Consider the following 21688-nt stretch of genomic DNA (forward strand, 5'->3'; position numbering starts at 1 on the left):
CTTGCAGCGGTCAGGACAGCCGGGCGGGCAGGGTCCGGTGACCGTTGGAGATGAACGACTCCACGGGCTCCAGCTCATCCTCTCCGGCGGCGAGCGAGAGCCCGGGGAAGCGCTCGAAGAGGGCGGGGAGCGCGATAGCGGCCTCCAGGCGCGCGAGCGGCGCTCCGAGGCACAGATGGACGCCGTGGCCGAAGGCGAGATGGCTCTTCAGGCGCCGGGTGACGTCGAAGCGCTCGGCGCTCTCGCCGTGCACCTGCGGATCCCGTCCGGCGGCCGCGTACGCGGCCAGGATGGCGTCGCCCTTGCGCAGCACCACGCCGTCCCCGAGCTCGATGTCCTCGACGGCGTAGCGCAGGGGCAGGCTGGCGACGGGGGCGGAGTGCCGCAGCGTCTCCTCGATGACGTCGTCCCACGAAGCGCGGCCGGACCGCACATGCTCCAGCTGCTCGGGGTGGGTGAGCAGCAGGTGGATGGCGTTGTCCAGAAGGTTCACGGTGGTCTCGTGACCGGCGCTGAGCATCAGCGCGAGGGTGTCGACCAGTTCCTTCTCGCTCAGCCGGGAGTCGCTCTCCTCCTCCCGCACGGTGATCAGGCTGCTGGTCAGGTCGTCGCCCGGCTGCTCCCGCTTGATGGCGACCAGCGTGCCCAGGACGTCGTACATCTCGGCGTAGGTGGCGGTGACCTCCTCGGGCTCGGCGGAGGTGTGGAAGACGCTGTCGACGACCCTGCGCATCCGCTCCCGCAGGCTTTCGTCCTCGAGCCCGAACAGCTCGGAGATCACCTTGATGGGAAGCGGGTACGCGTACCCCTCCCGCAGATCGACCGTCCCGCCCGGCGCGGTGGCGGCCAGCCCGTCGAGGAGCTCGTCGCAGATCTCCTCGATACGCGGCCGCAGGGCTGCGCTGCGCCGCGCGGTGAACGCCTTGGAGACCAGGGTGCGCAGCCGGCGGTGGTCGGCGCCGTAGGCGGTGAACATGTTCTCCACCGCGACCCAGGTGAACAGCGGCCACTCGGGCGAGATCTCACCGTTGATCCACACGGGCCAGTGCTGCCGCGGGTCCTTGGAGACGCGGGGGTCGGTCAGAAGCTGTTTGAGCAGGCTCTGGCGGCTTACAGCCCACGCCACCACGCCGTCAGGGAGCTCAACAAGCGTCGCTTCCCCCCGCTCGCGGATTCGGGTTGCCTCGGCGTGGATGTCGTGTCCGGCAGGGTCGATGACGATGGGGCACTGGCTGGGTTCCACTGGCTGTCTCCCTGGGTCTCGGCGAAACGGGGGGTTCCGGGTACGGACGCTGCAGACTGTTCGGTGGGACTTGCCAATTGGGCGGGGAAGCGCACCGGCAGCGAGGCCAGGGCGCGGTGGAAGGGACCGGTCCGCCAGGTCAGCCGGTCGGCGGGGACGGCCAGCTCCATGTCCGGAAGACGGTCGAGGAGCCGCTCGATGGCGACGGAGGCGATGACGCGGGCGGGACGGTCCGCGGGGCAGCGGTGGGCGCCCGCGCTCCACGCCAGATGGGCGCGGTTGCCGGAACGGCGGTCGGAGGCGAGGGCGGCCTCGTGGTTGGCGGCGGCATAACTGATGAGCACCGGCTCGCCCTTGCGCAGCCGTACGCCGCCGAAGTCGAAGTCGTACCGGGGGAAACGAGTGCCGTAGTTGGCCATCGGGGGGTCGTTCCACAGGACCTCGTCGAGGGCGTCCTGGACGGGCATGCTTCCCCCGGACAGCTCACCGGCGAAGCGGTCGTCCGACAGCAGCAGCCGCAGCGCGTTGGCGATCAGGTTCTGCTGAGGGTCCATGCCGGCGGCCATCAGCAGGATGATCTGCTGCATCATCTCGTCGTCGGCCAGCTGCGCGGGGTGGGCGATCAGCCAGGAGGTGACGTCGGCAGCGGGCTGCTGCCGTTTGCCCGCCACCAGGCCCGCGATCCAGCGGAGCAGGTCCTCGTTGGCCTGGACGGCATCCTCCCCGCTGTCGAAGACCTTCCCCATGGTCTCGACCAGCTTCGGCCCGTCCGCGGCGAGCGCGCCGAAGAGCTGGTTGAAGACGAGCAGCGGGAGGACCGAGGCATACTCGCTCAGCAGGTCGGCCTCACCTTTGGAGGCGAAGGCGTCGATCAGGGTCTCCGCGCTGCGCTCCACGTACTCGCTCAGCGCGTGCGGATCCACCCGGTCCAGGCTGTCGGTGATCGCCCCGCGCAGCCGGGCATGCGCCTCACCGTCGGAGAACAGGGCGTTCGGCCGGTACCCCATCATGGGGACCACCGGGCTGTCCGGCGGGATGGTCCCGTCGTTCATCGCTCGCCAGCCGCGCGGGTCCTTGGCGAACCGCTCGGTGTCGCGCAGGATCTCCAGACCGAGCGAATAGCTGGTGACGAGCGAGGCGAACACACCCGGCGAGAGCTCGACCGGCGCGATCGGCCCCATGGCCCGCAGCCGCGCGTAGAAGGCGTGCGGATCGGCGACGAAGTCGGCTCCGTACAGCGGCACGGACACGCCGTGGCCACCGGCGGAGCTCCCCTGGGCCGTACCGCCGCCGGGGTGCGCGGGGCACCCCGGCGGCGGTACGGCTCCCGAGCGGGCCCCGACGTCTGAGCTGTAGGTCACGCTTACTCCTGCGGGGTACGGGTGTGGAGGGACTGGAGGTACTGGACGAGGGCGATCAGAGCGCGGGTGGAGGAGATCCGGTTGCGGGCGTCACAGATCACCAGGGGAGTCTCGGGGAGCAGGTCGAGCGCCTCCCTGATCTCCTCCTCGGCGAAGACCGGGGACCCCTCGAAGCGGTTGACGGCCACCGCGTACGGCAGGCCCCGCTCCTCCAGTACGGCCATCACCGGGAAGGACTGCTCCAGCCGCCGGGTGTCGGCGAGGACGAGCGCGCCCAGCGCGCCCTGGGTCATGTCCTTCCACAGCCGGGTGAACCGGTGCTGTCCGGGGGCACCGAACAGATACAGCACCAGGGAATCGCTGAGGGTGAGCCGCCCGAAGTCCATGGCGACCGTGGTGGTGGTCTTCCGCTCGGTGCCGGCGAGGTCGTCGACCTCCGCTCCGGCCTGCGTCATCGTCTCCTCGGTGCGCAGCGGGCGGATTTCGGAGAGCGAGCCCACGAACGTGGTCTTGCCGACCGCGAAATGACCCACCACCAGCAGCTTGACGGCCGTTCGCACGGTTCCGGGCAGATAGACCGCCTGCTCAGAGGCGAGCGCGGAGTCCATCGAGCACCTCCTGCAGCAGCTGTGTCTCGGGAAGTTCGGCGGGGGGAATCGGGGACCGGGTGGTGATGTGGCCGCTGTCCACGAGGTCGCCGAGCAGGACCTTGGTGACGCTCACCGGCAGCTCCAGATAGCCGGCGACCTCGGCGACGGAGAGCGCGCCACCGAGACAGAGCTCCATCACCCGCCGCTTCTCCGGGCTGAGCCCGGTGAGCGGACGGTCGGTGTGGGCCATGACCAGGGTCACCAGGTCGAAGGTGTTGCGGGTCGGGTAGGCACGGCCGTCGGTCACGACATACGGCCGTACCAGTCCTCGTTCGCGCCGGCCGGGGCTCATGCGGAGCTGCCGAGGCCCTGCCGCCCGAAGTCCTGCCGCGGCGGACTGGTGAGTTCCTTGCCGAGCCGGTCTACCACCTTCTGCATCCGGTAGCTGACCGCCTCCATGTCCACCGCCTCGGTGGCGGAGACCGCGAGATAGGCGCCGGGTCCGGCGGCGATCAGGAAGACATAGCCCCCGACGAACTCCACCAGGGTCTGCTGCCACGGGGTCTCGTACGGATCGCAGAACTCGGAGGTGCTGCGGCTGATGGACTGCAGCCCGGAGAGCGCGGCGGCCTGACGCTCCGCCTCGTCGCGGGGGATGCCCGCGGAGTGCGCCCGCAGCATCCCGTCCGCGGACAGCAGGATCGCATGCCGCGCGTCCGGCATCTTGACGACCTCGTCGAGCATCCAGCCCAACTCGTTGTTCATGTGGTCGTTCATGCCTGGCGATTCCCTTCTTCACTGTGGGGGGCGGCGTCCTCGGGGTGGGGGGCGGTTTCCTGATGGGCCGCTCGGCCGGAGCGGGTGCCCCGGGCGAAGGCACCCATCCGATGGGCGGTCTCCTCGGCCGAGCGGACCCGGTGCGAGCCGGTGTCCGGCTCGGTCTGGCCGACCGGCTGCGGTCCGGACGCGGCGGAGGCCTGACGGCGGCGGCGCTTGGGCAGACCGCCGGCCGTCACACCGAAACTGGCCGCTGCCTCGTCGTCCGCGGCGGGTGGGGCCGTCGCGGGCGCGGGATCGGGGGTGGCGACGGGAGCGGCGGGCCGGGCCTGGGCCGGTGTGCCTGCGGAGGCCGGTGCGGATCCGGGCGCCGGGGTCCGGGGCTCGGCACGGCGGCGGCTCGGGCGGGAGGGGAGGGTGCGCGGCGGGGCGGCCTGCTGCGCCTCCGGCGCCGCGGCCGCGCTCTGAGTGCCGGTCTCGATATGGGTGAGCAGCGCGGAGGGAAGGAACAACACGGCGCGCACGCCGCCGTACGGCGACCGGGTGTCCACCGAGACGCTGAAGCCGTACCGGGCCGCGAGCAGCCCGACGACGGCGAAGCCGAACTGCGGCGGGTCGCCGAGCCGGGAGACGTCCACGGCGCGCTGTCCGGACAGCAGGGTGGCCGCGCGCTGCACCTCCAGGCCGTCCATGCCGACACCCGCGTCGTCGATCACGATGCAGGCGCCGTTGTGCACCGGTTGCAGGCTGACCTCGACGCTGGTGTTGGGCTGCGAGTGGCGGGCCGCGTTGTCCAGCAGCTCGGCGACGGCGAGCACCACCGGCTCCACCGCCCGGCTCACCACGGCGACGTCGATCAGGCTGTGCACCTGCACCCGCTGGTAGTCGCGGATGCGCGACTTCGAACCGCGGACGACATCGGTCAGCGAGGAGGCCAGCCGCTGGCGTCCCGGCCAGGAGCCGCAGAGCACGGCGATGGCCTGGGCACGGCGGCCGAACTGGGAGTTGGCGTGATCGATCTCCAGCAGGTCCCGCAGCACATCGGGGTTGTCGTGCCGGTCCTGCATCTGCGAGATGGCCACCTGCTGCTCATTGGCGAGCCCCTGGAGGGCGCGCATCGACGCCTTGAGCGCGGACTTGGCCGAGGCGTCGGCCCGCGCCTGTGCCTTGTCCACCGCCCGGGTGAACTGCTCCATGACGGCGTGCAGGCCCTGTGCGAAGGTGGTGCCCGCCAGTTTCTCGTCCTTCAGCCCCGGCAGCGGGGTGGGCAGGTTCACCCCGTCCGCGACGGCGGGAAGCCGGATATCGACCAGATGGCGCACCTCCTCGTCCCGGGCCCGCAGACCTTCCTCGAGTGTGGCGTTGCGCCTGCGCACACCCGCGGTGATCTGCCGCTGGCGCATCAACAGCACCAGAACGACAAGGGCGACGACGGCCAGACACCAGCTCACCGCCTCCGTTATGTGATCAGTCATCAGGAACCTCGTACAGAGAACGCGGGCGCGGAAGGAACGATTCAGAGCCCCGATGTCCCGTCCGGAAACGGCATACGGCGATCATCTTAGCCACGCCATGACCGAGCGTCCGACGCCCGGAACACGGTTCGAACGCAGGGGACTCTATTGCCATTTGCCGTGATGGTTCAGTGAAGGTCCTGGACGCGGGGCGAAGATGACGCGAATGCGACTCGGAAAGAACCCCCGGTCCACTTCTCACCATGGGGGCCGATGTGATCGTCCACCGCATTTCCACGAGTTCGCCCCTATCGGAAATGATCAGTATTCCACGTGGGCCCGACGCCCTCTCCACCGCCCCGGGGAACTTTCCCATCGGTACGGATACGGTGGGGACTAGCGCCGCGGCGACGACAGTCCGTCCCCGCTGGAGCACCGGCGGCGGGGACACGGTCCCCACTGTTGCCCCGTAGGTCCTGGAAGGAAGATGTGAGCAGGGTGTTTGCGCAGGTCAGCACGGTCATCAGGAGTGCGGGGTAGGACGCATGCATATCGTGATCATGGGCTGCGGCCGGGTGGGCTCCGCACTCGCCCAGACCCTGGAGCAGCAGGGGCACACGGTCGCGGTCGTCGACCAGGACCCCACCGCCTTCCGCCGCCTCGGCGCGGGGTTCGGCGGGCGCCGGGTGACCGGCGTCGGCTTCGACCAGGACACCCTGCGCGAAGCGGGCATCGAGGAGGCCGGGGCCTTCGCCGCCGTCAGCAGCGGCGACAACTCCAACATCATCGCGGCCCGGGTGGCCCGTGAGATGTTCGGCGTGGAGAACGTGGCGGCCCGGATCTACGATCCCCGCCGTGCCGAGGTCTACCAGCGTCTGGGCATCCCCACCGTGGCCACCGTCCGGTGGACCGCCGACCAGATGCTGCGGCGGCTGCTGCCGTCCGGCGCGGAGCCGCTGTGGCGCGACCCCAGCGGTGGCGTGCAGCTGGCCGAGGTGCACACCTCCCCCGCCTGGGTCGGGCACAAGGTCAGCAAGCTCCAGGAGGAGACCGGGGTGCGGGTGGCGTTCCTGACCCGGCTCGGCGAGGCCATCCTGCCGACCTCCCAGACGGTGCTCCAGGAGGGCGACCTCGTCCATGTGATGATGCGCACCGACGAGGTCGAGAAGGTCGAGGCGGCCTTCGACGAGGGCCCCGAGGAGCGGAACCGGTGAGCGTCACACGTACGGCCGCCGGGCCGCATCCGACTGCGAAAGCCGCACCGGTGCGCCGTGCGGGCGGAGAAGCGAACGAGGAGGCGCCGTGAGGGTCGCCATTGCCGGAGCGGGCGCCGTGGGGCGCTCCATCGCGGGCGAGCTGCTGGAGAACGGCCACGAGGTGCTCCTCATCGACAAGGCGCCCACCGCCATCTCGGTGGAGCGGGTGCCGCAGGCCGAGTGGCTGCTCGCCGACGCCTGCGAGATCACCTCGCTGGACGAGGCCGCGCTCCAGCGCTGCAATGTGGTCATCGCGGCGACCGGGGACGACAAGGTGAACCTGGTCGTCTCGCTGCTCGCCAAGACCGAGTACGGGGTGCCCCGGGTGGTCGCCCGGGTGAACAACCCCAAGAACGAGTGGCTGTTCAACGAGGCGTGGGGCGTCGATGTCGCCGTCTCCACCCCGCGGCTGATGTCGGCACTGGTCGAGGAGGCGGTGAGCGTCGGCGACCTGGTGCGGCTGCTGCGCTTCAGCCACGGCGACGCCAACCTGGTCGAGCTGACGCTGCCGCCGGAGGCGGCCCTGGCCGGGACCCGGGTCGGCGATGTGGAGTGGCCGGAGGACACCACCCTGGTCACCATCATCCGCGGCACCCGTGTGCTGACCCCGAACAAGGACGATGTCCTGGAGGCGGGCGACGAGCTGCTGTTCGTCGCTGCGCAGGCACGTGAGGAGCAGCTGGAGGACCTGCTGTCGGTCCGCCGGGAGCCGAGCCCCGGTCCGTGAGGGGGCGGCTGAGCCCCGGGCCGCGACACGGGCGAGGGCCCCGGGAACCTCTTCTTGGGTTCTAACGGTCCTCGCAACACCCGCGATCTGTGGGAGTTGCGAGGACCGTGGCCGTTGGACGGGATGATCTTGCGGGGTTGAGGGAGCGTTTCCTTGCGCGGCTGGATGCCGTGGGGAACGTGACCGTGGTGGCGCGTGAGCTGGGGGTGAACCGGAACACTGCCTTCGGCTGGGCCCGAAAGGCCGGACGGACCTCGGTGCGCCTGCCTCGGCGGCACCCCGGGCGCGACGAGTACGAGCGGCTTCGGGCCGCCGGTGTCGCACGTCGGGTGGCGGCCCTGCAGGTCGGGGTGAACGAGCGCACGGCCAAGGACTGGGACTGGGGCGTCAAGAAGACCGGCACCACGCGCACTTACGCTGACGGCCGCCGTGTCGACTACAGCACCGGGACCGTCACGATGTGCGGTGTGACCACGGCACCGGTGGGCCTGACGGCCCTGGAGAAGCAGCTTCACCCGCGGTTCCTAGCGCTCGCCGAGCGCGAGAAGATCCGCGATCTGCGCGCGGCGGGGCAGTCGCTGAGGGCGATCGGACGGGTCCTGGGACGGCCGGCGAGCACCATCAAGCGGGAGATCGACGCGAACTCGGGCAGCGAGGGCTACCAGCCCTACGCCGCCCACCGGGCAGCGGCAGCGCGCAGACCCCGGCCCAAGGAGCGCAAACTGCTGCGCGAGGGACGGCTGCGCCGCTTCGTCCGGGACGGACTGCGCCAGCGGTGGTCACCGGCACAGATCTGCCACGCTCTACGGAGAGAGCATCCCGACGACGAGAGCATGCGGGTGAGCGTGGAGACGGTCTACCAGGCACTGTATTTCCAGGCCCGCGGCGGCCTGAAGCGGGAAGTGCAGGCCGCCATCCGTTCCGGCCGGACCCGCCGCAAACCGCGCCGGGACTCCCAGCGGCGCACGCCCCGGTTCATCGACCCGATGGTGATGATCAGCGACCGTCCCGCCGACGTCGAGGACCGGGCCGTGCCCGGTCACTGGGAAGGCGACCTGATCATCGGCGCGGGCGGGCGCTCCGCGATCGCCACCCTGGTCGAGCGCAGCACCCGTTACACCCTGCTGGTCCATCTGCCGGGCGGGGCCCACGACGCCGAGACCGTCCGCGACGGCCTCGTTGCCACGATCCAGACCCTGCCCGCCCACCTGCGCGGCTCCCTCACCTGGGACCAGGGCAGCGAGATGGCACGCCACAAGCAGTTCAGCATGGCCACCGGCATGCCCGTCTACTTCTGCGACCCCGCCAGCCCCTGGCAACGCGGCTCGAACGAGAACACCAACGGCCTCCTGCGCCAGTACTTCCCGAAAGGCACCGACCTCAGCGTCCACAGTCCCGAAGACCTCGAACACGTCGCCCAGGAACTCAACGGCCGCCCACGCAAGACGCTCGGCTGGGATACCCCAGCCGAGCGTCTACGTGATCTACTCACCACCTGAAACCAAGTGGTGTTGCGACGACCCCTTGAATCCAAGCTTCGGTTCCCGGGGCCCTCGTCGTCGCGTCGTCCGCCGTCGGCGGGCGGCCGCGTCAGGGGAAGCGGGGCGGCTGACGGTCGGCCGACTCACCGCGGGCCTCGCTCACGATCTGGTCGGTCCACTCCGCGAGCAGCGGGTCGGTGACCCGCTCGGTCTCGGCCCGGGCGCGCCGGCGCTCCCGCTCGGCCTTCTCCTCGGCCTCCATCTCCGCGATGACATCGATCGGCGGTGGGGCCTTCGCCAGGAAGATCCAGGTCAGATAGACGCAGAGCAGGAACGGCGGAATGCCCAGCGCCACCTTGACCCAGCCCAGCTGGGTGGCGTCCCCCCACCAGTAGAGCGGGAAGAGGATCGCCGACTTGGCCAGCAGGATCAGCCCCCACGCCCAGGTGGCCTTGGTGTAGGCGCGGAGACGGCCCGGATTGCGGGTGCGCCAGGAGAGGTTCTCCTTGAGCATCGGCCCGAGCAGCACACCGATCAGCGGATAGCGGAAGATCGCCGACAGGACGTAGGCGACCGCCAGGCCGAGGGTGTAGAGCATGCCCGGCAGATAGAAGTTCTTGGCGTCGCCGGACATCATGGCGAAGATCGCACCGAACGCGACCCCGAAGACCCCGCTGAAGGCGTGCTTCAGGGTCTCCTTGCGCGCCAGCCGGGCCAGCGCCAGCAGCACGGTCAGACCGAGCGCGGCGATGGCGGCGAGATGGATGTCGCGCTTGATGGTGTAGAGCAGAACGAAGACCAGGCCGGGGACGGTGGTGTCCACCATGCCCCGTACGCCGCCGAACGCCTCGAGGAGCGCGGTGTCGGCCGCCGCCCTGCTCTTCGCGGCGGCGTCCTGGTCATCGGTGGGGGTCGGCTTGTCGTCTGACGTCACCGGCTACTCCTGTCCGAGCGGTCGGAGTTCGTACTTCGGATTGAACAGCACCCGGCGCCCGTGACTCATGGAGATCCGGCCGGAGGCGATCAGCTTGCGGCCCGGTTCTATGCCGATGATGGAGCGACGGCCCAGCCACACCACGTCCAGCGCGGCGGTGCCGTCGAAGAGCTCCGCCTCCAGTGCGGGCACTCCGGCCCTCGGTCGCAGTGTGACGGTGCGCAGCGTACCCGTCACCTTCACGATCTGCCGGTCGCCGCATTCACCGATCTTGGTGCAGCCCGCGGCCTCCGCGTCCTGCTGGAGCTCTGCGGAGTGAAGCTCCTCCTCGGAACTCGACAGCCGGTCGAGCATCCGCCGAAAGCGGCCGACCGGCTTGTCACCCTTCTCGGAGGGCTGGCGTACGGAACTCATACGGCCAGCGTACCGGTGAGTCTCCACCGCAACCCCGTCTTGTCACGCACCGCACGAACCGATCAGCGCTCGAACCGATCGCCGCGCGAGCCGGTCACCGCTCGAAGCGGTAGCCCATCCCCGGCTCCGTGATGCTGCATCCCCCCGGGGGCAACCCCCGGACCCCCGGCCGCACACCCCGGCCCGCAGATCACCGCTCGAAGCGGTAGCCCATCCCCGGCTCCGTGATGAAGTGCCGCGGATGGGAGGGGTCCACCTCCAGCTTGCGGCGCAGCTGGGCCATGTAGACCCGCAGGTAGTTGGTCTCGGTGCCGTAGGAGGGGCCCCAGACCTCCTGGAGCAGCTGCTTCTGGCTGACCAGACGGCCGGGGTTGCGCACCAGCACCTCCAGCAGATGCCATTCGGTGGGCGTCAGCCGGACGTCGCGGCCGTCGCGGTGGGCCTTCTTGGCCGCCAGGTCGACCGAGAACGCCTCGGTCTCCACGGTCACCCGGTCCTCCGACTGCACGGTGGGCTCGGCGCGGCGGACGGCTGCGCGCAGCCGGGCGAGCAGCTCGTCCATGCCGAAGGGCTTGGTGACGTAGTCGTCCGCCCCCGCGTCCAGGGCCTCGACCTTCTCGTCGGAGGTCTGGCGGGCGGAGAGCACCAGGATCGGTACCCGGGTCCAGCCGCGCAGCCCCTTGATCACTTCCACGCCGTCCATGTCCGGCAGTCCGAGGTCGAGCACGACCACGTCGGGATGGCGGGTGGCGGCGAGCCGCAGGGCGGTCGCGCCGTCCGACGCGGCGTCCACCTCGTACTTGCGCGCCTTCAGGTTGATCACGAGGGCGCGTACGATCTGCGGCTCGTCGTCCACCACGAGCACCCGGTTCATCTGGTCTGCCTTCCGATCTCTGGTGTCGTCCGCCTCCTCGGGCCGCCCCCCCCGCACGGCTCCGGGGAGCCGGTCAGGAAATCGCCCGCGCCGGGAGGTCGGGGCGGACCGGTGGGCGGCCGGGGGCGGCCCGCAGGGTGAGCACCATGGTCATCCCGCCGCCCGGGGTGTCCTCGGCGGCCAGCCGGCCGCCCATCGTCTCGGCGAAGCCGCGGGCCACGGCGAGCCCGAGGCCGACCCCGGCGGTGCGCGGGGCGTCACCGTACCGCTGGAAGGGCTCGAAGATCCGATCCTTGGCGGTGTCGGGCACTCCGGGGCCGCGGTCGGCGACGCGCAGCTCGACCCGTTCGCCCAGCGCGCTGGCCGAGACCAGCACGGGCGAGTCCGGCGGGCTGTACTTCACGGCGTTCTCCACGATGTTGGCGACGCTGCGCTCCAGCAGCCCGGGGTCGACGGCGACCATCGGCAGCTCCTCGGGGATGTCGAGGGTGACGCTGGCGTCCGGGACGCCGCCGAGCGCCATCGGCACCACCTCGTCGAGGTCGATCTCGCGGATGAGGGGGGTGACGGTGCCGGTCTGGAGCCGGGACATGTCCAGCAGGTTCCCCACCAGGTGGTCGAGCCGGTCGGCGCCGTCCTCGATGCCCTCCAGCAGCTCGGCCTCGTCCTCCTCGGACCAGGCGACGTCGTCTGAGCGCAGGGAGCTGACGGCCGCCTTGATGGCCGCGAGCGGGGTGCGCAGATCGTGGCTGACGGCGGCCAGCAGGGCGGTCCGTATCCGGTTGCCCTCGGCCAGCTCGTTGGCCCGCTCGGCCTCGACGGTCAGCCGCTGCCGGTCGAGGACGACGGCGGCCTGGGCGGCGAAGGCGGCGAGCACCCGGCGGTCCTCGGCGGGCAGTACCCGGCCGCAGAGCGCGAGCGCCATGTGGTCGCCGACCGGCATGTCCACGTCCGCGTCCTCGGGCCGCTCGGGCGGCCCCGCTCCCCCGGCGGCGCCGACGCTGCCCGCGCAGGTCCAGGAGGCGACATCGCTCTCCCGCTCCAGCAGCGCCACCGTGTCCATGCCGAAGGTCTCGCGGACCCGCTCCAGCAGCGCCTCCAGGCTGGTCTCACCGCGCAGCACACTGCCCGCGAGGAAGGACAGCACCTCGGACTCGGCGCGCAGCCGGGCGGCCTGGTGGGTGCGGCGCGCGGCGAGGTCGACGACCGAGGCGACGCTGACCGCCACCGCCACGAAGATCGCTATGGCGACGATGTTCTCGGGGTCGGCGATGGTGAGGGTGTGGGTGGGCGGGGTGAAGTAGTAGTTCAGCAGCAGTGATCCGACGGCCGCCGAGGCGAGGGCGGGCAGCATCCCGCCGAGCAGCGCCGCCAGCACGTTGAGGAAGAGGAAGAGCAGCACCTCGTTGGCGAAGCCGGGTCCGCCGTCGGAGGCGAGGGTGGCGCCGGTGCCGGTGAGCAGCAGGGTGAGCAGCGCCGGTCCGGCCACTCCCACCACCCAGCCCGCGATCAGGCGGGAGCGGCCGAGCCGGGCGCCGCGCGCCACGGGCAGTCCGCGGCCCTTGGCGACCTCGCCGTGGGTGACGATGTGGACGTCGAGGTCGGGTCCGGAGTCGCGGGCGACGGTGGCGCCCACCCCGGGTCCGAAGATGTACTGCCACGCCTTGCGGCGGCTGGAACCGAGCACGATCTGGGTGGCGTTGACCCCGCGGGCGAACTCCAGCAGCGCCCCGGGGACGTCCTCCCCTATGACGTGGTGGAAGGTTCCGCCCAGGTCCTCGACCAGGGTGCGCTGGACCGCCAGCTCCTTGGGGGAGGCGGAGGTCAGCCCGTCGCTGCGGGCGATGTAGACGGCGAGGATCTCGCTGCCGGAGCCCTTGGCCGCCATCCGGGCCGCCCGGCGGATCAGCGTCCGCCCCTCGGGGCCGCCGGTGAGGCCGACGACGATGCGCTCGCGCGCCTGCCAGGTGGTGCGGATGCTGTGCTCGGAGCGGTACTGCTGGAGGTACTCGTCGACCCGGTCGGCGGTCCACAGCAGGGCCAGCTCGCGCAGCGCGGTCAGGTTCCCGGGCCGGAAGTAGTTGGACAGCGCCGCGTCGACCTTGTCGGGGGCGTAGATGTTGCCGTGCGCCATCCGGCGACGCAGGGCCTGGGGCGACATGTCGACCAACTCGATCTGGTCGGCGCGGCGCACCACTTCGTCGGGCACGGTCTCCCGCTGCCGGACGCCCGTTATCGACTCCACCACGTCGCCCAGCGACTCCAGGTGCTGGATGTTGACAGTGGAGACGACGTCGATGCCCGCCCGCAGCAGCTCCTCGACGTCCTGCCAGCGCTTGGTGTTGCGGGAGCCGGGGACGTTGGTGTGGGCGAGCTCGTCGACGAGGGCGACGGCGGGGCGGCGGGCGAGCACCGCGTCCACGTCCATCTCGGTGAAGACGGCGCCCCGGTAATCCAGCTCCCGGCGGGGCACCGCCTCCAGCCCGTGCATCATCACCTCGGTGCGACGGCGGCCGTGGTGCTCGACGAAGCCGACCACGAGGTCGGTGCCGCGTTCGACCCGGCGGTGGCCCTCCGAGAGCATGGCGTAGGTCTTGCCGACTCCGGGGGCCGCACCGAGGTAGATCCGTAGCTTGCCGCGTCCCATGACCCTATTTTCCTCGCTGTTCCGCGTTCTCAGCGCTGAGTGAGCCGGGTCAGCGCGATGTTCAGCCTCAGCACGTTGACCCGCGGCTCACCGAGGAAGCCGAGCTGACGGCCGCCGGTGTGCTTCTTCACCAGCCGGGCGACCTCGTCCCCCGCCAATCCGTTGGCCTTGGCGACCCGGTTGACCTGGAGCTTGGCATAGGCCGGGGAGATGTCCGGGTCGAGGCCGGAACCGGAGGCGGTGAGCGCGTCCACCGGCACCCGGGACGGGGCGACGTCGTTGAAGCGGGCCACCTGCTTCCGGCGGTCGATGACGGTCTGCCTCAGCACCTTGCTGTCGGCGGCGAGGTTGGACGCGCCGGAGACGGTGATCGAGTACTGGGTGTTGTAGGCGTTGGTGCCCGCCGCGGACGGCCGGGGCTGGAAGTAGCGCGGGTCCGGCAGCGGATTGCCGTCCTCGTCCTTCGTGTCGAGGTCGAAGCGCTGGCCGATGAGTTCGGAGCCGACGACCCGGCCGCCGGACGTCACCTCGGAGCCGTTGGCCTGGTCGTGGAAGGCGGCCTGGGCGATCCCGGTGACCGCGAGGGGGTAGAGCACCCCGCAGACGACGGTGAGCGCCAGCAGCGCGCGCAGACCCGCGCCGATCAGCCGCGCCGTGCCGCGGACCGAGCTGTTCATGGAGGTCATGGTGGTGGGTCACCCGATCCCGGGGATGAGGGAGATGAGCAGGTCGATGAGTTTGATCCCGATGAACGGGGCGATCAGGCCGCCGAGGCCGTACCGGCCCAGGTTGCGGCGGAGCATCCGGTCGGCGCTCATGGGGCGGTAGCGCACGCCCTTCAGGGCGAGCGGCACCAGCGCCACGATGATCAGCGCGTTGAAGATCACCGCCGAGAGGATGGCCGACTGGGCCGAGGACAGCCCCATGATGTTGAGCGTGTCCAGGCCCTCGTAGCCCGCCACCGCGCCGAACATCGCGGGGATGATCGCGAAGTACTTGGCGACGTCGTTGGCGATCGAGAAGGTGGTCAGCGCGCCGCGGGTGATGAGCAGCTGCTTGCCGATCTCCACGATCTCGATCAGCTTGGTCGGGTTGGAGTCCAGGTCCACCATGTTCCCGGCCTCCTTGGCGGCCGAGGTACCGGTGTTCATGGCGACGCCGACGTCGGCCTGGGCCAGCGCGGGGGCGTCGTTGGTGCCGTCGCCGGTCATCGCGACCAGCTTGCCGCCCGCCTGCTCCCGCTTGATGAGCGCCATCTTGTCCTCGGGCGTGGCCTCCGCCAGGAAGTCGTCCACGCCCGCCTCGTCGGCGATGGCCTTCGCGGTCAGCGGGTTGTCCCCGGTGATCATCACGGTCTTGATGCCCATCCGGCGCAGTTCGTCGAACCGCTCCCGCATGCCCTCCTTGACCACGTCCTTGAGGTGGATCACGCCGAGCACCCGCGGTCCGTCGGCGTCCTCGACCGCGACCAGCAGCGGGGTGCCACCGGCCGCCGATATCGCGTCGACCTTCTCCTGCGCGTCGGAGGAGACCTTCCCGCCGCGCTGCCCGACCCAGGCGACGATGGCGCCCGCGGCGCCCTTGCGCACCTTGATGCCGTCCAGGTCGACGCCGGACATCCGGGTCTGGGCGGTGAAGGGCACAAACATCAAAGAGGCAGCGTGGCCCAGCTCGCCCTCGTCCCGCGCCCGCAGCCCGTAGCGCTCCTTGGCGAGGACCACGATCGAGCGGCCTTCAGGGGTCTCGTCGGCCAGCGAGGACAGCTGGGCCGCGTCGGCGAGCTCCGCCTCGGACACCCCGGCAACCGGGACGAACTCCGCCGCCTGCCGGTTGCCGAGGGTGATGGTGCCGGTCTTGTCGAGGAGCAGGGTGGACACATCGCCTGCCGCCTCGACCGCGCGGCCGGACATGGCCAGCACATTGCGCTGGACCAGCCGGTCCATGCCCGCGATGCCGATGGCCGAGAGCAGCGCCCCGATGGTGGTCGGGATGAGGCAGACCAGCAGCGCGGTGAGCACGATCATCGTCTGCTCGGCGCCCGCGTGGATCGCGAACGGCTGGAGGGTCACCACCGCCAGCAGGAAGACGATGGTGAGCGAGGCGAGCAGGATGTTCAGCGCGATCTCGTTCGGGGTCTTCTGCCGGGCGGCGCCCTCGACGAGGTTGATCATCCGGTCGATGAAGGTCTCGCCCGGTTTGGTGGTGATCTTGATGACGATGCGGTCGGACAGCACCTTGGTGCCGCCGGTGACCGCGGACCGGTCGCCGCCGGACTCCCGGATGACCGGGGCCGATTCACCGGTGATGGCGGACTCGTCCACGGACGCCACACCCTCGACGACGTCGCCGTCACCCGGGATGATGTCGCCCGCCTCGCAGACCACCAGATCGCCGATGCGCAGTTCGGTGCCGGGCACGCGCTCCTCGGCGGAGCCGGTCAGCCGACGCGCCACGGTGTCGGTCTTGGCCTTGCGCAGGGTGTCGGCCTGCGCCTTGCCGCGGCCCTCGGCCACGGCCTCGGCCAGGTTGGCGAAGACCACGGTCAGCCACAGCCAGGCGGTGATGGCCCAGCCGAACCAGTCGCCGGGGTCGAGGACGGCGAGCACGGTGGTGAGCACCGAGCCGATCTCGACCACGAACATCACCGGGGACTTCGCCATGATCCGCGGGTCCAGCTTGCGGAAGGCGTCCGGCAGCGACGTCACCAGCTGCTGAGGGTCGAACAGGCCGCCCGAGACCCGCCCGCCGGAGCCCTCGGGGCCGTGCGGGCGCCCGCCCTCGGGTGCGGTGCGTGCGGGAGTGGTGGCTGTGCTCATGAGAGTCCCTCCGCCATCGGGCCAAGGGCCAGGGCCGGGAAGTAGGTCAGACCGGTGATGATGAGGATCGCCCCGACCAGCAGCCCCGCGAAGAGCGGCTTCTCGGTACGCAGGGTCCCCGCGGTCTCGGGGACGGGCTTCTGCTCGGCCAGCGAGCCGGCCAGCGCCAGGACGAAGACCATGGGGAGGAAGCGGCCGAGCAGGATGGCCAGGCCGATCGTGGTGTTGTACCACTCGGTGTTCGCGTTGAGCCCGGCGAAGGCGGAGCCGTTGTTGTTGGCGCCGGAGGTGAAGGCGTAGAGCACCTCGGAGAAGCCGTGGGCGCCGCTGCGGTGCACCGAGTCCCCGGCGGTGTTGAGGATCGAGTCCGGCGGGGTGGCCAGCGCCATCGACACGGCGGTGAAGCCGAGCACCAGCGTCGGGGTGATCAGGATGTAGCAGGCCGCGAGCTTGATCTCACGAGAGCCGATCTTCTTCCCGAGGTACTCGGGGGTGCGGCCGACCATGAGGCCCGCGATGAACACCGCGATGATCGCCATGATCAGCATGCCGTAGAGGCCCGAGCCCACACCGCCGGGGGCGATCTCGCCGAGCATCATGCCCAGCATCGTCAGCCCGCCGCCGAAGCCGGTGAAGGAGGAGTGGAAGGAGTCCACGGCGCCGGTCGACGTCAGCGTGGTACTGGTGGCGAAGATCGCGGACGCGCCGACGCCGAACCGCTGCTCCTTGCCCTCCATCGCGCCGCCCGCCTCCTGGAGGGCCGCGCCGCCGTGGTGGAACTCGGTCCACATCATCAGCGCCGTGAAGCCGAGCCAGATCAGGCCCATCGCGGCGAGGATCGCGTAGCCCTGCCGGAGGTTGCCCACCAGCTTGCCGAAGGTGCGGGTCAGCGCGAAGGGGATGACCAGGATCAGGAAGATCTCGAAGAGGTTGGTGAAGCCGCTCGGGTTCTCGAAGGGGTGGGCGGAGTTGGCGTTGAAGAAGCCGCCGCCGTTGGTGCCCAGCTCCTTGATGGCCTCCTGCGAGGCCACGGCGCCGCCGTTCATCTGCCGGCTGCCGCCGGTGAGCTGCCCGACCTCGTGGATGCCCGCGAAGTTCTGGACGGCGCCGCAGGCGACCAGCACCAGCGCGCCCACCACCGCGAGCGGGATCAGGATGCGCACGGTGCCGCGCACCAGGTCGGCCCAGAAGTTGCCGAGCTCACCGGTGCGCGAGCGGGCGAAGCCCCGGACCAGCGCGACGGCCACGGCCATGCCGACGGCGGCGGAGACGAAGTTCTGCACCGCGAGTCCGGCCGTCTGGACGGCGTGCCCCATGGACTGCTCACCCGCGTACGACTGCCAGTTGGTGTTGGCGACGAAGGACGCGGCGGTGTTGAACGCCTGGTGCGGGCTGATCGGCGTGAAGCCGAGCGAGAGCGGCAGGCCGCCCTGGACGCGCTGCATCAGGTACAGGAAGAGAACACCCACCAGCGAGAACGCGAGGACTCCGCGCAGATAGGCGGGCCAGCGCATCTGGGTGGACGGGTTGGCTCCGATGCAGCGGTAGATCCACTTCTCGGGACGCAGATGCTTGTCGGAGCTGTAGACGGCGGCCATGTGGTCGCCGAGCGGTCGGTACACCAGGGCGAGCGCGCCGATCAGCGCGGCCAGCTGGAGCACCCCGGCGAGTTCGGGGCTCATGGGCGGGACCTCAGAACCTCTCCGGGAAGATCAGCGCGAGGACCAGATAACCCAGCAGGGCGACGGCCACGACCAGGCCGGCGACGTTCTCGGCGGTCACAGCTTCGTCACCCCTCTGGCGACGACGGCCACCACCGCGAAAACCGCGATCGTGGCGACGACGAAGGCCAGGTCGGCCATCGTGGGCTCCTAGGGGCTCGGATACGAACGGACCCCTAGAGCAAACCCCCGCCCAGGGCACCCGGCGACGCCCGTTGACGGCTCCCTTACGGCCATTGGCGCCCTTTTGACGCATCCCTGACGCCGACCGCTCCCACCTGCGAAAAGCGGTGGGCCGTACTCCGCAGAGAAGAGTACGGCCCACCCGTGAACGCTCACATCAGGCCAAGCCTTACGCCAAGGGCTCAGCCTGATCCGAGCGAGCAGCCCGCCAAGGCGCCGAGACCGGAGGGGGCGGTCACGCCCTGGCGGGAGATGGAGAGGGCGATGCGCTCGATCGTCGAGCTGCGCTGGTCCTTCAGCGGACCCAGCACGGCGTCCCGGACGAAGTCCGGGTCCGGGCCGCCCTTGCCCGGGGAGTCGGCCAGCCGCGAGCTGGCCTCGGCGAGCTGGGCGTCCAGCAGCGCGAGATTGCGGTCCACCTCGGCCCTGGCGCCCGCCGGGACCTCGGGGAGCGAACCGGAGACGGCGGGACAGCTGATCCGGGACGCGGCTCCGGCCGACGCAGTGGCGTCGCTCCGGCCCGACGGATCCGACAGGTCCGCCAGCGCGGCTCCGGCCACGACGGACACACAGGTGACACCACCGATGGCAGCGGCGGCGACGATGCGCCTACGGAGCCGTAACGGAAGGCTGTGCGCCATCTCATCACCTCGTCGGGGTCGAACCGGGGAGGGCCGGGGAGGTCTCACGCCCAGGGATACGGCCCGTGGGGCAGCTCTGTTCAATGCCCCCGGGAAAATGCCGAAGGGGCCCGGGGACATCGCCCCGGGCCCCTTCGGACCTGGCTTTCCGTCGGCGCGGGAGTACGCGCGGGAGGAGTCTCAGCGGACCTCGCTGATCTCCGGGCCGCGCTGGAGACGGTCGGCGCCGCCCGCGAACCGCGAGCCCTGCGCCTCCTCCTGCTGCACCCCGTCGGGCACCATCTGCGCGTCGTCCGGCAGCTTGAGCACGATCGGATCGCGCGGGGCCATCGGGCCCTCGCCGCGCACCACCACCGTGTCCTGGAAGATCGCCTCCAGCAGACTGCCGGTCTCGGGCTGCACCGCGCCCTGCCCGGAGATCACTCCGCGCAGGAACCAGCGCGGCCCGTCGACACCGATGAAGCGGACCACCTGCACGCCGTTCTTCCCGTCCGGCAGCTGCACCGGCACCTGCGCGCGCAGCTCCCAGCCGAGCGGTCCCTCGACCTCGTCCACCACGCCACCCTGCTGGGTGATGCCGGTGGCGATCTCATCCCGGACCTCGGCCCAGATGCCTTCCTTCTTGGGCGCGGCGAACGCCTGGAGCTGCACGGCGCTGTCCCGCAGCACCACGGTCGCGGCGACGATCGCGTCCCCCGCGACCTCCACCCGCAGCTCCATGCCCTCGACACCGGGGACGAACAGGCCGCCCAGGTCCACCCGGCCCTCGGCGGGCTCACGCACCTCGGATACGTCCCACGGGCCCTCGGGGCGCGGCGCGGGCGGCAGGCTCACCCGGGCGGCCTCCACCGCCTCGGAGGGGTCCTCCGCGTCCTCCGCGTCCTCGGCCAACTCCTCGGAGGCCACGTCGAGCGCCTCGACGTCCTCCTTGCTGCGCTTGCGGCGACGTCCGAACACGTCATCGTCCTTCCCGGTCGGAACCGACCGAAGCGTATCCATTCCCACCCTTTGTGCCGTCCACGGCGGCGTGGCCGCCGGTGGACCCGAAGCCCCCTTCGGCCCGCGCCGACCCGGGAAGCTCCGCCACCTCGTGGAAGCGCACCTTCTCGACCTGCTGGACGACCAATTGGGCGATCCGGTCGAAGCGCTCGAACCGCACGCTCTCGCGCGGATCGAGATTGACCACGATCACCTTGATCTCTCCACGGTACCCGGCATCGATGGTCCCCGGGGCATTCACCATGGCGATGCCACAGCGGGCGGCCAGTCCGGACCTCGGATGCACAAAGGCGGCATACCCCTCCGGAAGCGCGATAGACACTCCGGTGGGCAGAACCGTGCGCTCCCCGGGGGCGAGCTCCGCGGCCTGTGTGGTGACCAGATCGGCGCCCGCGTCGCCGGGGTGGGCGTACCCGGGGAGCGGCACCTCGGGATCGACCCGGCGGATCAGCACCTCGACCGGCTTCGGACTCACGGGTTCACCTCGCACACCCGCGCCAGCTTCGCCTGGTCCGGGTCGGCGAGCGCGGCGTCGATCTCCGCCGACCGGCCGTTCTTGATGAAGTGGTCGACCCGCACCTCGATGAAGAGGGCGTCCGCGCGGACGGCGACGGGGCCGTCGGGGGCGTCCACCCGGCCGGTGGCCGTGCAGTAGATCTTGCGGCCGTGCACGGCGGTCACCCGCGCCTCCAGGTGCAGCACGGCGCCCACGGGTACGGGACGGACGAAGTCGGTCTCCAGCCGCCCGGTCACCGCGATCACCCGCTGCATCCAGTTGAGCGCCCCCAGCGTCTCGTCCAGCGCCGCGCTCAGCAGCCCGCCGTGGGCCAGGCCCGGCGCTCCCTGGCCGGCGGGGCGCACCTCGAACTCGGCGGTGACGCCGACGCCCTCGCCGGCGCGGGCCCGCAGGCGCAGACCGTTCACCTGGTCGCCGCAGCCGAAGCACTGGTCGTTGTGGGCGTCGAGAAGCTCCCCGGGCGCGGGCGCGTCGGGGTGGCGCACGGGTGCTCTGGCGCCCTCCGGCGGCTTCAGCGCTGTCGTTGTTCCACTCACAACGGCTGACCTTACCCGCGCGGACAGCCGGAACCGGCGGCCGTGCCAAGCTGATAGGCATGCAGCCTTACGACGAACGCCTGACCGCGCCCCGTTCCTGGTGGTTCATCGCCCTGATGGCCGGGGTCGCCATGGGGCTGATCATGCTGCCGTTCGGCACGCTGCCGATGCTCGGCGGTCTGATCGGCGGCGCGGCGCTGACCGCGGTCGGGGTGAGTTCGTACGGCTCGGCGCGGGTGCGGGTGGTGGCGGGCTCGCTGGTGGCGGGAGAGGCGAAGGTCCCGGTGTCGGCACTGGGGGCCACCGAGGTGCTGGACGCGGAGGAGGCGCGCGCCTGGCGCACCTACAAGGCCGATCCGCGGGCGTTCATGCTGCTGCGCAGCTACATCCCCACCGCGCTGCGGGTGGAGGTCACCGATCCGCGGGACCCGACGCCGTACGTGTATGTGTCGACCCGGAATCCGGAGGCTCTGGCGGCCGCTCTGGCGGCGGTGCGCTCGGACGCCTCGTAGCAGCC

At 70.9% G+C, this 21688-nt stretch carries 22 protein-coding genes; 4 read left to right on the forward strand and 18 right to left on the reverse strand.

The window, feature by feature from the left end; translation table 11 throughout:
* Positions 1–10 precede the first annotated feature (10 nt).
* The 6 genes from HUT19_RS10460 to HUT19_RS10480 are packed head-to-tail and all read right to left on the reverse strand — an operon-like array spanning position 11 to position 5446.
* Positions 11–1129: a cytochrome P450 gene (locus tag HUT19_RS10460; RefSeq protein ID WP_254885520.1), complete on the reverse strand. Its 1119-nt coding sequence runs from the start codon at positions 1127–1129 to the stop codon at positions 11–13.
* Positions 1111–2604, reverse strand: coding sequence for a cytochrome P450 (locus HUT19_RS42920; protein ID WP_254885521.1), 1494 nt, complete (start codon positions 2602–2604; stop codon positions 1111–1113). Before HUT19_RS42920 ends, HUT19_RS10460 begins: the two co-directional genes overlap by 19 nt.
* 2 nt (positions 2605–2606) lie before the next feature.
* Positions 2607–3212: an ATP/GTP-binding protein gene (locus tag HUT19_RS10465; protein ID WP_176180201.1), complete on the reverse strand. Its 606-nt coding sequence runs from the start codon at positions 3210–3212 to the stop codon at positions 2607–2609.
* Positions 3190–3546, reverse strand: coding sequence for a DUF742 domain-containing protein (locus tag HUT19_RS10470; protein WP_176180202.1), 357 nt, complete (start codon positions 3544–3546; stop codon positions 3190–3192). The genes HUT19_RS10465 and HUT19_RS10470 overlap by 23 nt, the downstream gene beginning before the upstream one ends.
* Positions 3543–3971 (reverse strand): roadblock/LC7 domain-containing protein, encoded by a 429-nt coding sequence (locus HUT19_RS10475; RefSeq protein ID WP_176180203.1) that lies wholly within the window; start codon positions 3969–3971, stop codon positions 3543–3545. The genes HUT19_RS10470 and HUT19_RS10475 overlap by 4 nt, the downstream gene beginning before the upstream one ends.
* Positions 3968–5446: an ATP-binding protein gene (locus HUT19_RS10480; RefSeq protein WP_176180204.1), complete on the reverse strand. Its 1479-nt coding sequence runs from the start codon at positions 5444–5446 to the stop codon at positions 3968–3970. Before HUT19_RS10480 ends, HUT19_RS10475 begins: the two co-directional genes overlap by 4 nt.
* A gap of 524 nt (positions 5447–5970) precedes the next feature.
* Here HUT19_RS10480 and HUT19_RS10485 point away from each other — a divergent pair.
* The 3 genes from HUT19_RS10485 (at position 5971) to HUT19_RS10495 (ending at position 8907) form a co-directional block, all read left to right on the forward strand.
* A complete protein-coding gene (locus HUT19_RS10485) occupies positions 5971–6639 on the forward strand; it encodes a TrkA family potassium uptake protein (RefSeq protein WP_176180205.1) in 669 nt (222 codons plus the stop codon).
* Between the two features lie 88 nt (positions 6640–6727).
* Positions 6728–7408, forward strand: a complete 681-nt coding sequence (locus HUT19_RS10490) for a TrkA family potassium uptake protein (protein WP_176180206.1) — start codon at positions 6728–6730, stop codon at positions 7406–7408.
* Positions 7409–7866: 458 nt separating this feature from the next.
* Positions 7867–8907, forward strand: coding sequence for an IS30 family transposase (locus tag HUT19_RS10495; RefSeq protein WP_176186644.1), 1041 nt, complete (start codon positions 7867–7869; stop codon positions 8905–8907).
* 91 nt (positions 8908–8998) lie between these two features.
* On the opposite strand, the gene HUT19_RS10500 is transcribed toward HUT19_RS10495, so the two are convergent.
* From HUT19_RS10500 to HUT19_RS10555, 12 genes are all read right to left on the reverse strand, one after another.
* On the reverse strand, positions 8999–9823 hold the full coding sequence (locus HUT19_RS10500; protein WP_176180207.1) for a DUF3159 domain-containing protein: 825 nt from the start codon (positions 9821–9823) through the stop codon (positions 8999–9001).
* 3 nt (positions 9824–9826) lie between these two features.
* Entirely contained in the window at positions 9827–10237 is a 411-nt protein-coding gene (locus tag HUT19_RS10505; protein ID WP_176180208.1) for an OB-fold nucleic acid binding domain-containing protein, read from the reverse strand.
* Between the two features lie 190 nt (positions 10238–10427).
* A complete protein-coding gene (locus HUT19_RS10510) occupies positions 10428–11111 on the reverse strand; it encodes a response regulator (RefSeq protein WP_176180209.1) in 684 nt (227 codons plus the stop codon).
* Between the two features lie 73 nt (positions 11112–11184).
* A complete protein-coding gene (locus tag HUT19_RS10515) occupies positions 11185–13758 on the reverse strand; it encodes a sensor histidine kinase KdpD (protein ID WP_176180210.1) in 2574 nt (857 codons plus the stop codon).
* 29 nt (positions 13759–13787) lie between these two features.
* The gene (gene kdpC, locus HUT19_RS10520; RefSeq protein ID WP_176180211.1) at positions 13788–14444 is read right to left on the reverse strand and encodes a potassium-transporting ATPase subunit KdpC; all 657 of its coding nucleotides are present in this window, start codon (positions 14442–14444) and stop codon (positions 13788–13790) included.
* Positions 14445–14453: 9 nt separating this feature from the next.
* Positions 14454–16574: a potassium-transporting ATPase subunit KdpB gene (kdpB, locus tag HUT19_RS10525; RefSeq protein ID WP_176180212.1), complete on the reverse strand. Its 2121-nt coding sequence runs from the start codon at positions 16572–16574 to the stop codon at positions 14454–14456.
* Positions 16571–18256 carry a potassium-transporting ATPase subunit KdpA gene (gene kdpA, locus HUT19_RS10530; RefSeq protein WP_176180213.1) on the reverse strand — a complete coding sequence of 562 codons (1686 nt, stop codon included), beginning with the start codon at positions 18254–18256 and terminating at the stop codon, positions 16571–16573. The genes kdpB and kdpA overlap by 4 nt, the downstream gene beginning before the upstream one ends.
* 10 nt (positions 18257–18266) lie before the next feature.
* Positions 18267–18356, reverse strand: coding sequence for a K(+)-transporting ATPase subunit F (gene kdpF, locus HUT19_RS10535; RefSeq protein ID WP_176180214.1), 90 nt, complete (start codon positions 18354–18356; stop codon positions 18267–18269).
* Positions 18357–18660: 304 nt separating this feature from the next.
* Positions 18661–19119: a hypothetical protein gene (locus HUT19_RS10540; protein ID WP_176180215.1), complete on the reverse strand. Its 459-nt coding sequence runs from the start codon at positions 19117–19119 to the stop codon at positions 18661–18663.
* A gap of 180 nt (positions 19120–19299) precedes the next feature.
* Positions 19300–20076, reverse strand: a complete 777-nt coding sequence (locus HUT19_RS10545; protein ID WP_176180216.1) for a DUF3710 domain-containing protein — start codon at positions 20074–20076, stop codon at positions 19300–19302.
* A 1-nt stretch (position 20077) separates the two neighbouring features.
* On the reverse strand, positions 20078–20593 hold the full coding sequence (gene dut, locus HUT19_RS10550) for a dUTP diphosphatase (RefSeq protein ID WP_176180217.1): 516 nt from the start codon (positions 20591–20593) through the stop codon (positions 20078–20080).
* Entirely contained in the window at positions 20590–21171 is a 582-nt protein-coding gene (locus HUT19_RS10555) for a PaaI family thioesterase (protein ID WP_176180218.1), read from the reverse strand. Before HUT19_RS10555 ends, dut begins: the two co-directional genes overlap by 4 nt.
* A 59-nt stretch (positions 21172–21230) precedes the next feature.
* Here HUT19_RS10555 and HUT19_RS10560 point away from each other — a divergent pair, with 59 nt between their 5' ends.
* Positions 21231–21683 (forward strand): DUF3093 domain-containing protein, encoded by a 453-nt coding sequence (locus HUT19_RS10560; RefSeq protein WP_176180219.1) that lies wholly within the window; start codon positions 21231–21233, stop codon positions 21681–21683.
* Positions 21684–21688: the final 5 nt, after the last annotated feature.

It is taken from the genome of Streptomyces sp. NA02950 (assembly GCF_013364155.1).
In the GTDB taxonomy this organism is placed as follows: Bacteria; Actinomycetota; Actinomycetes; order Streptomycetales; family Streptomycetaceae; genus Streptomyces.

Excerpts from the sequence above, each read along its gene's own strand:
- HUT19_RS10510 (WP_176180209.1), bottom strand. The coding sequence starts at position 11,111 with ATGAACCGGGTGCTCGTGGTGGACGACGAGCCGCAGATCGTACGCGCC.
- HUT19_RS10515 (WP_176180210.1), bottom strand. The coding sequence starts at position 13,758 with ATGGGACGCGGCAAGCTACGGATCTACCTCGGTGCGGCCCCCGGAGTC.
- HUT19_RS10495 (WP_176186644.1), top strand. The coding sequence starts at position 7,867 with ATGTGCGGTGTGACCACGGCACCGGTGGGCCTGACGGCCCTGGAGAAG.
- kdpB (WP_176180212.1), bottom strand. The coding sequence starts at position 16,574 with ATGAGCACAGCCACCACTCCCGCACGCACCGCACCCGAGGGCGGGCGC.
- HUT19_RS10480 (WP_176180204.1), bottom strand. The coding sequence starts at position 5,446 with ATGACTGATCACATAACGGAGGCGGTGAGCTGGTGTCTGGCCGTCGTC.
- HUT19_RS10470 (WP_176180202.1), bottom strand. The coding sequence starts at position 3,546 with ATGAGCCCCGGCCGGCGCGAACGAGGACTGGTACGGCCGTATGTCGTG.
- kdpA (WP_176180213.1), bottom strand. The coding sequence starts at position 18,256 with ATGAGCCCCGAACTCGCCGGGGTGCTCCAGCTGGCCGCGCTGATCGGC.
- HUT19_RS10465 (WP_176180201.1), bottom strand. The coding sequence starts at position 3,212 with ATGGACTCCGCGCTCGCCTCTGAGCAGGCGGTCTATCTGCCCGGAACC.
- HUT19_RS10485 (WP_176180205.1), top strand. The coding sequence starts at position 5,971 with ATGCATATCGTGATCATGGGCTGCGGCCGGGTGGGCTCCGCACTCGCC.
- HUT19_RS10505 (WP_176180208.1), bottom strand. The coding sequence starts at position 10,237 with ATGAGTTCCGTACGCCAGCCCTCCGAGAAGGGTGACAAGCCGGTCGGC.
- HUT19_RS10560 (WP_176180219.1), top strand. The coding sequence starts at position 21,231 with ATGCAGCCTTACGACGAACGCCTGACCGCGCCCCGTTCCTGGTGGTTC.
- HUT19_RS10540 (WP_176180215.1), bottom strand. The coding sequence starts at position 19,119 with ATGGCGCACAGCCTTCCGTTACGGCTCCGTAGGCGCATCGTCGCCGCC.
- kdpC (WP_176180211.1), bottom strand. The coding sequence starts at position 14,444 with ATGACCTCCATGAACAGCTCGGTCCGCGGCACGGCGCGGCTGATCGGC.
- HUT19_RS10475 (WP_176180203.1), bottom strand. The coding sequence starts at position 3,971 with ATGAACGACCACATGAACAACGAGTTGGGCTGGATGCTCGACGAGGTC.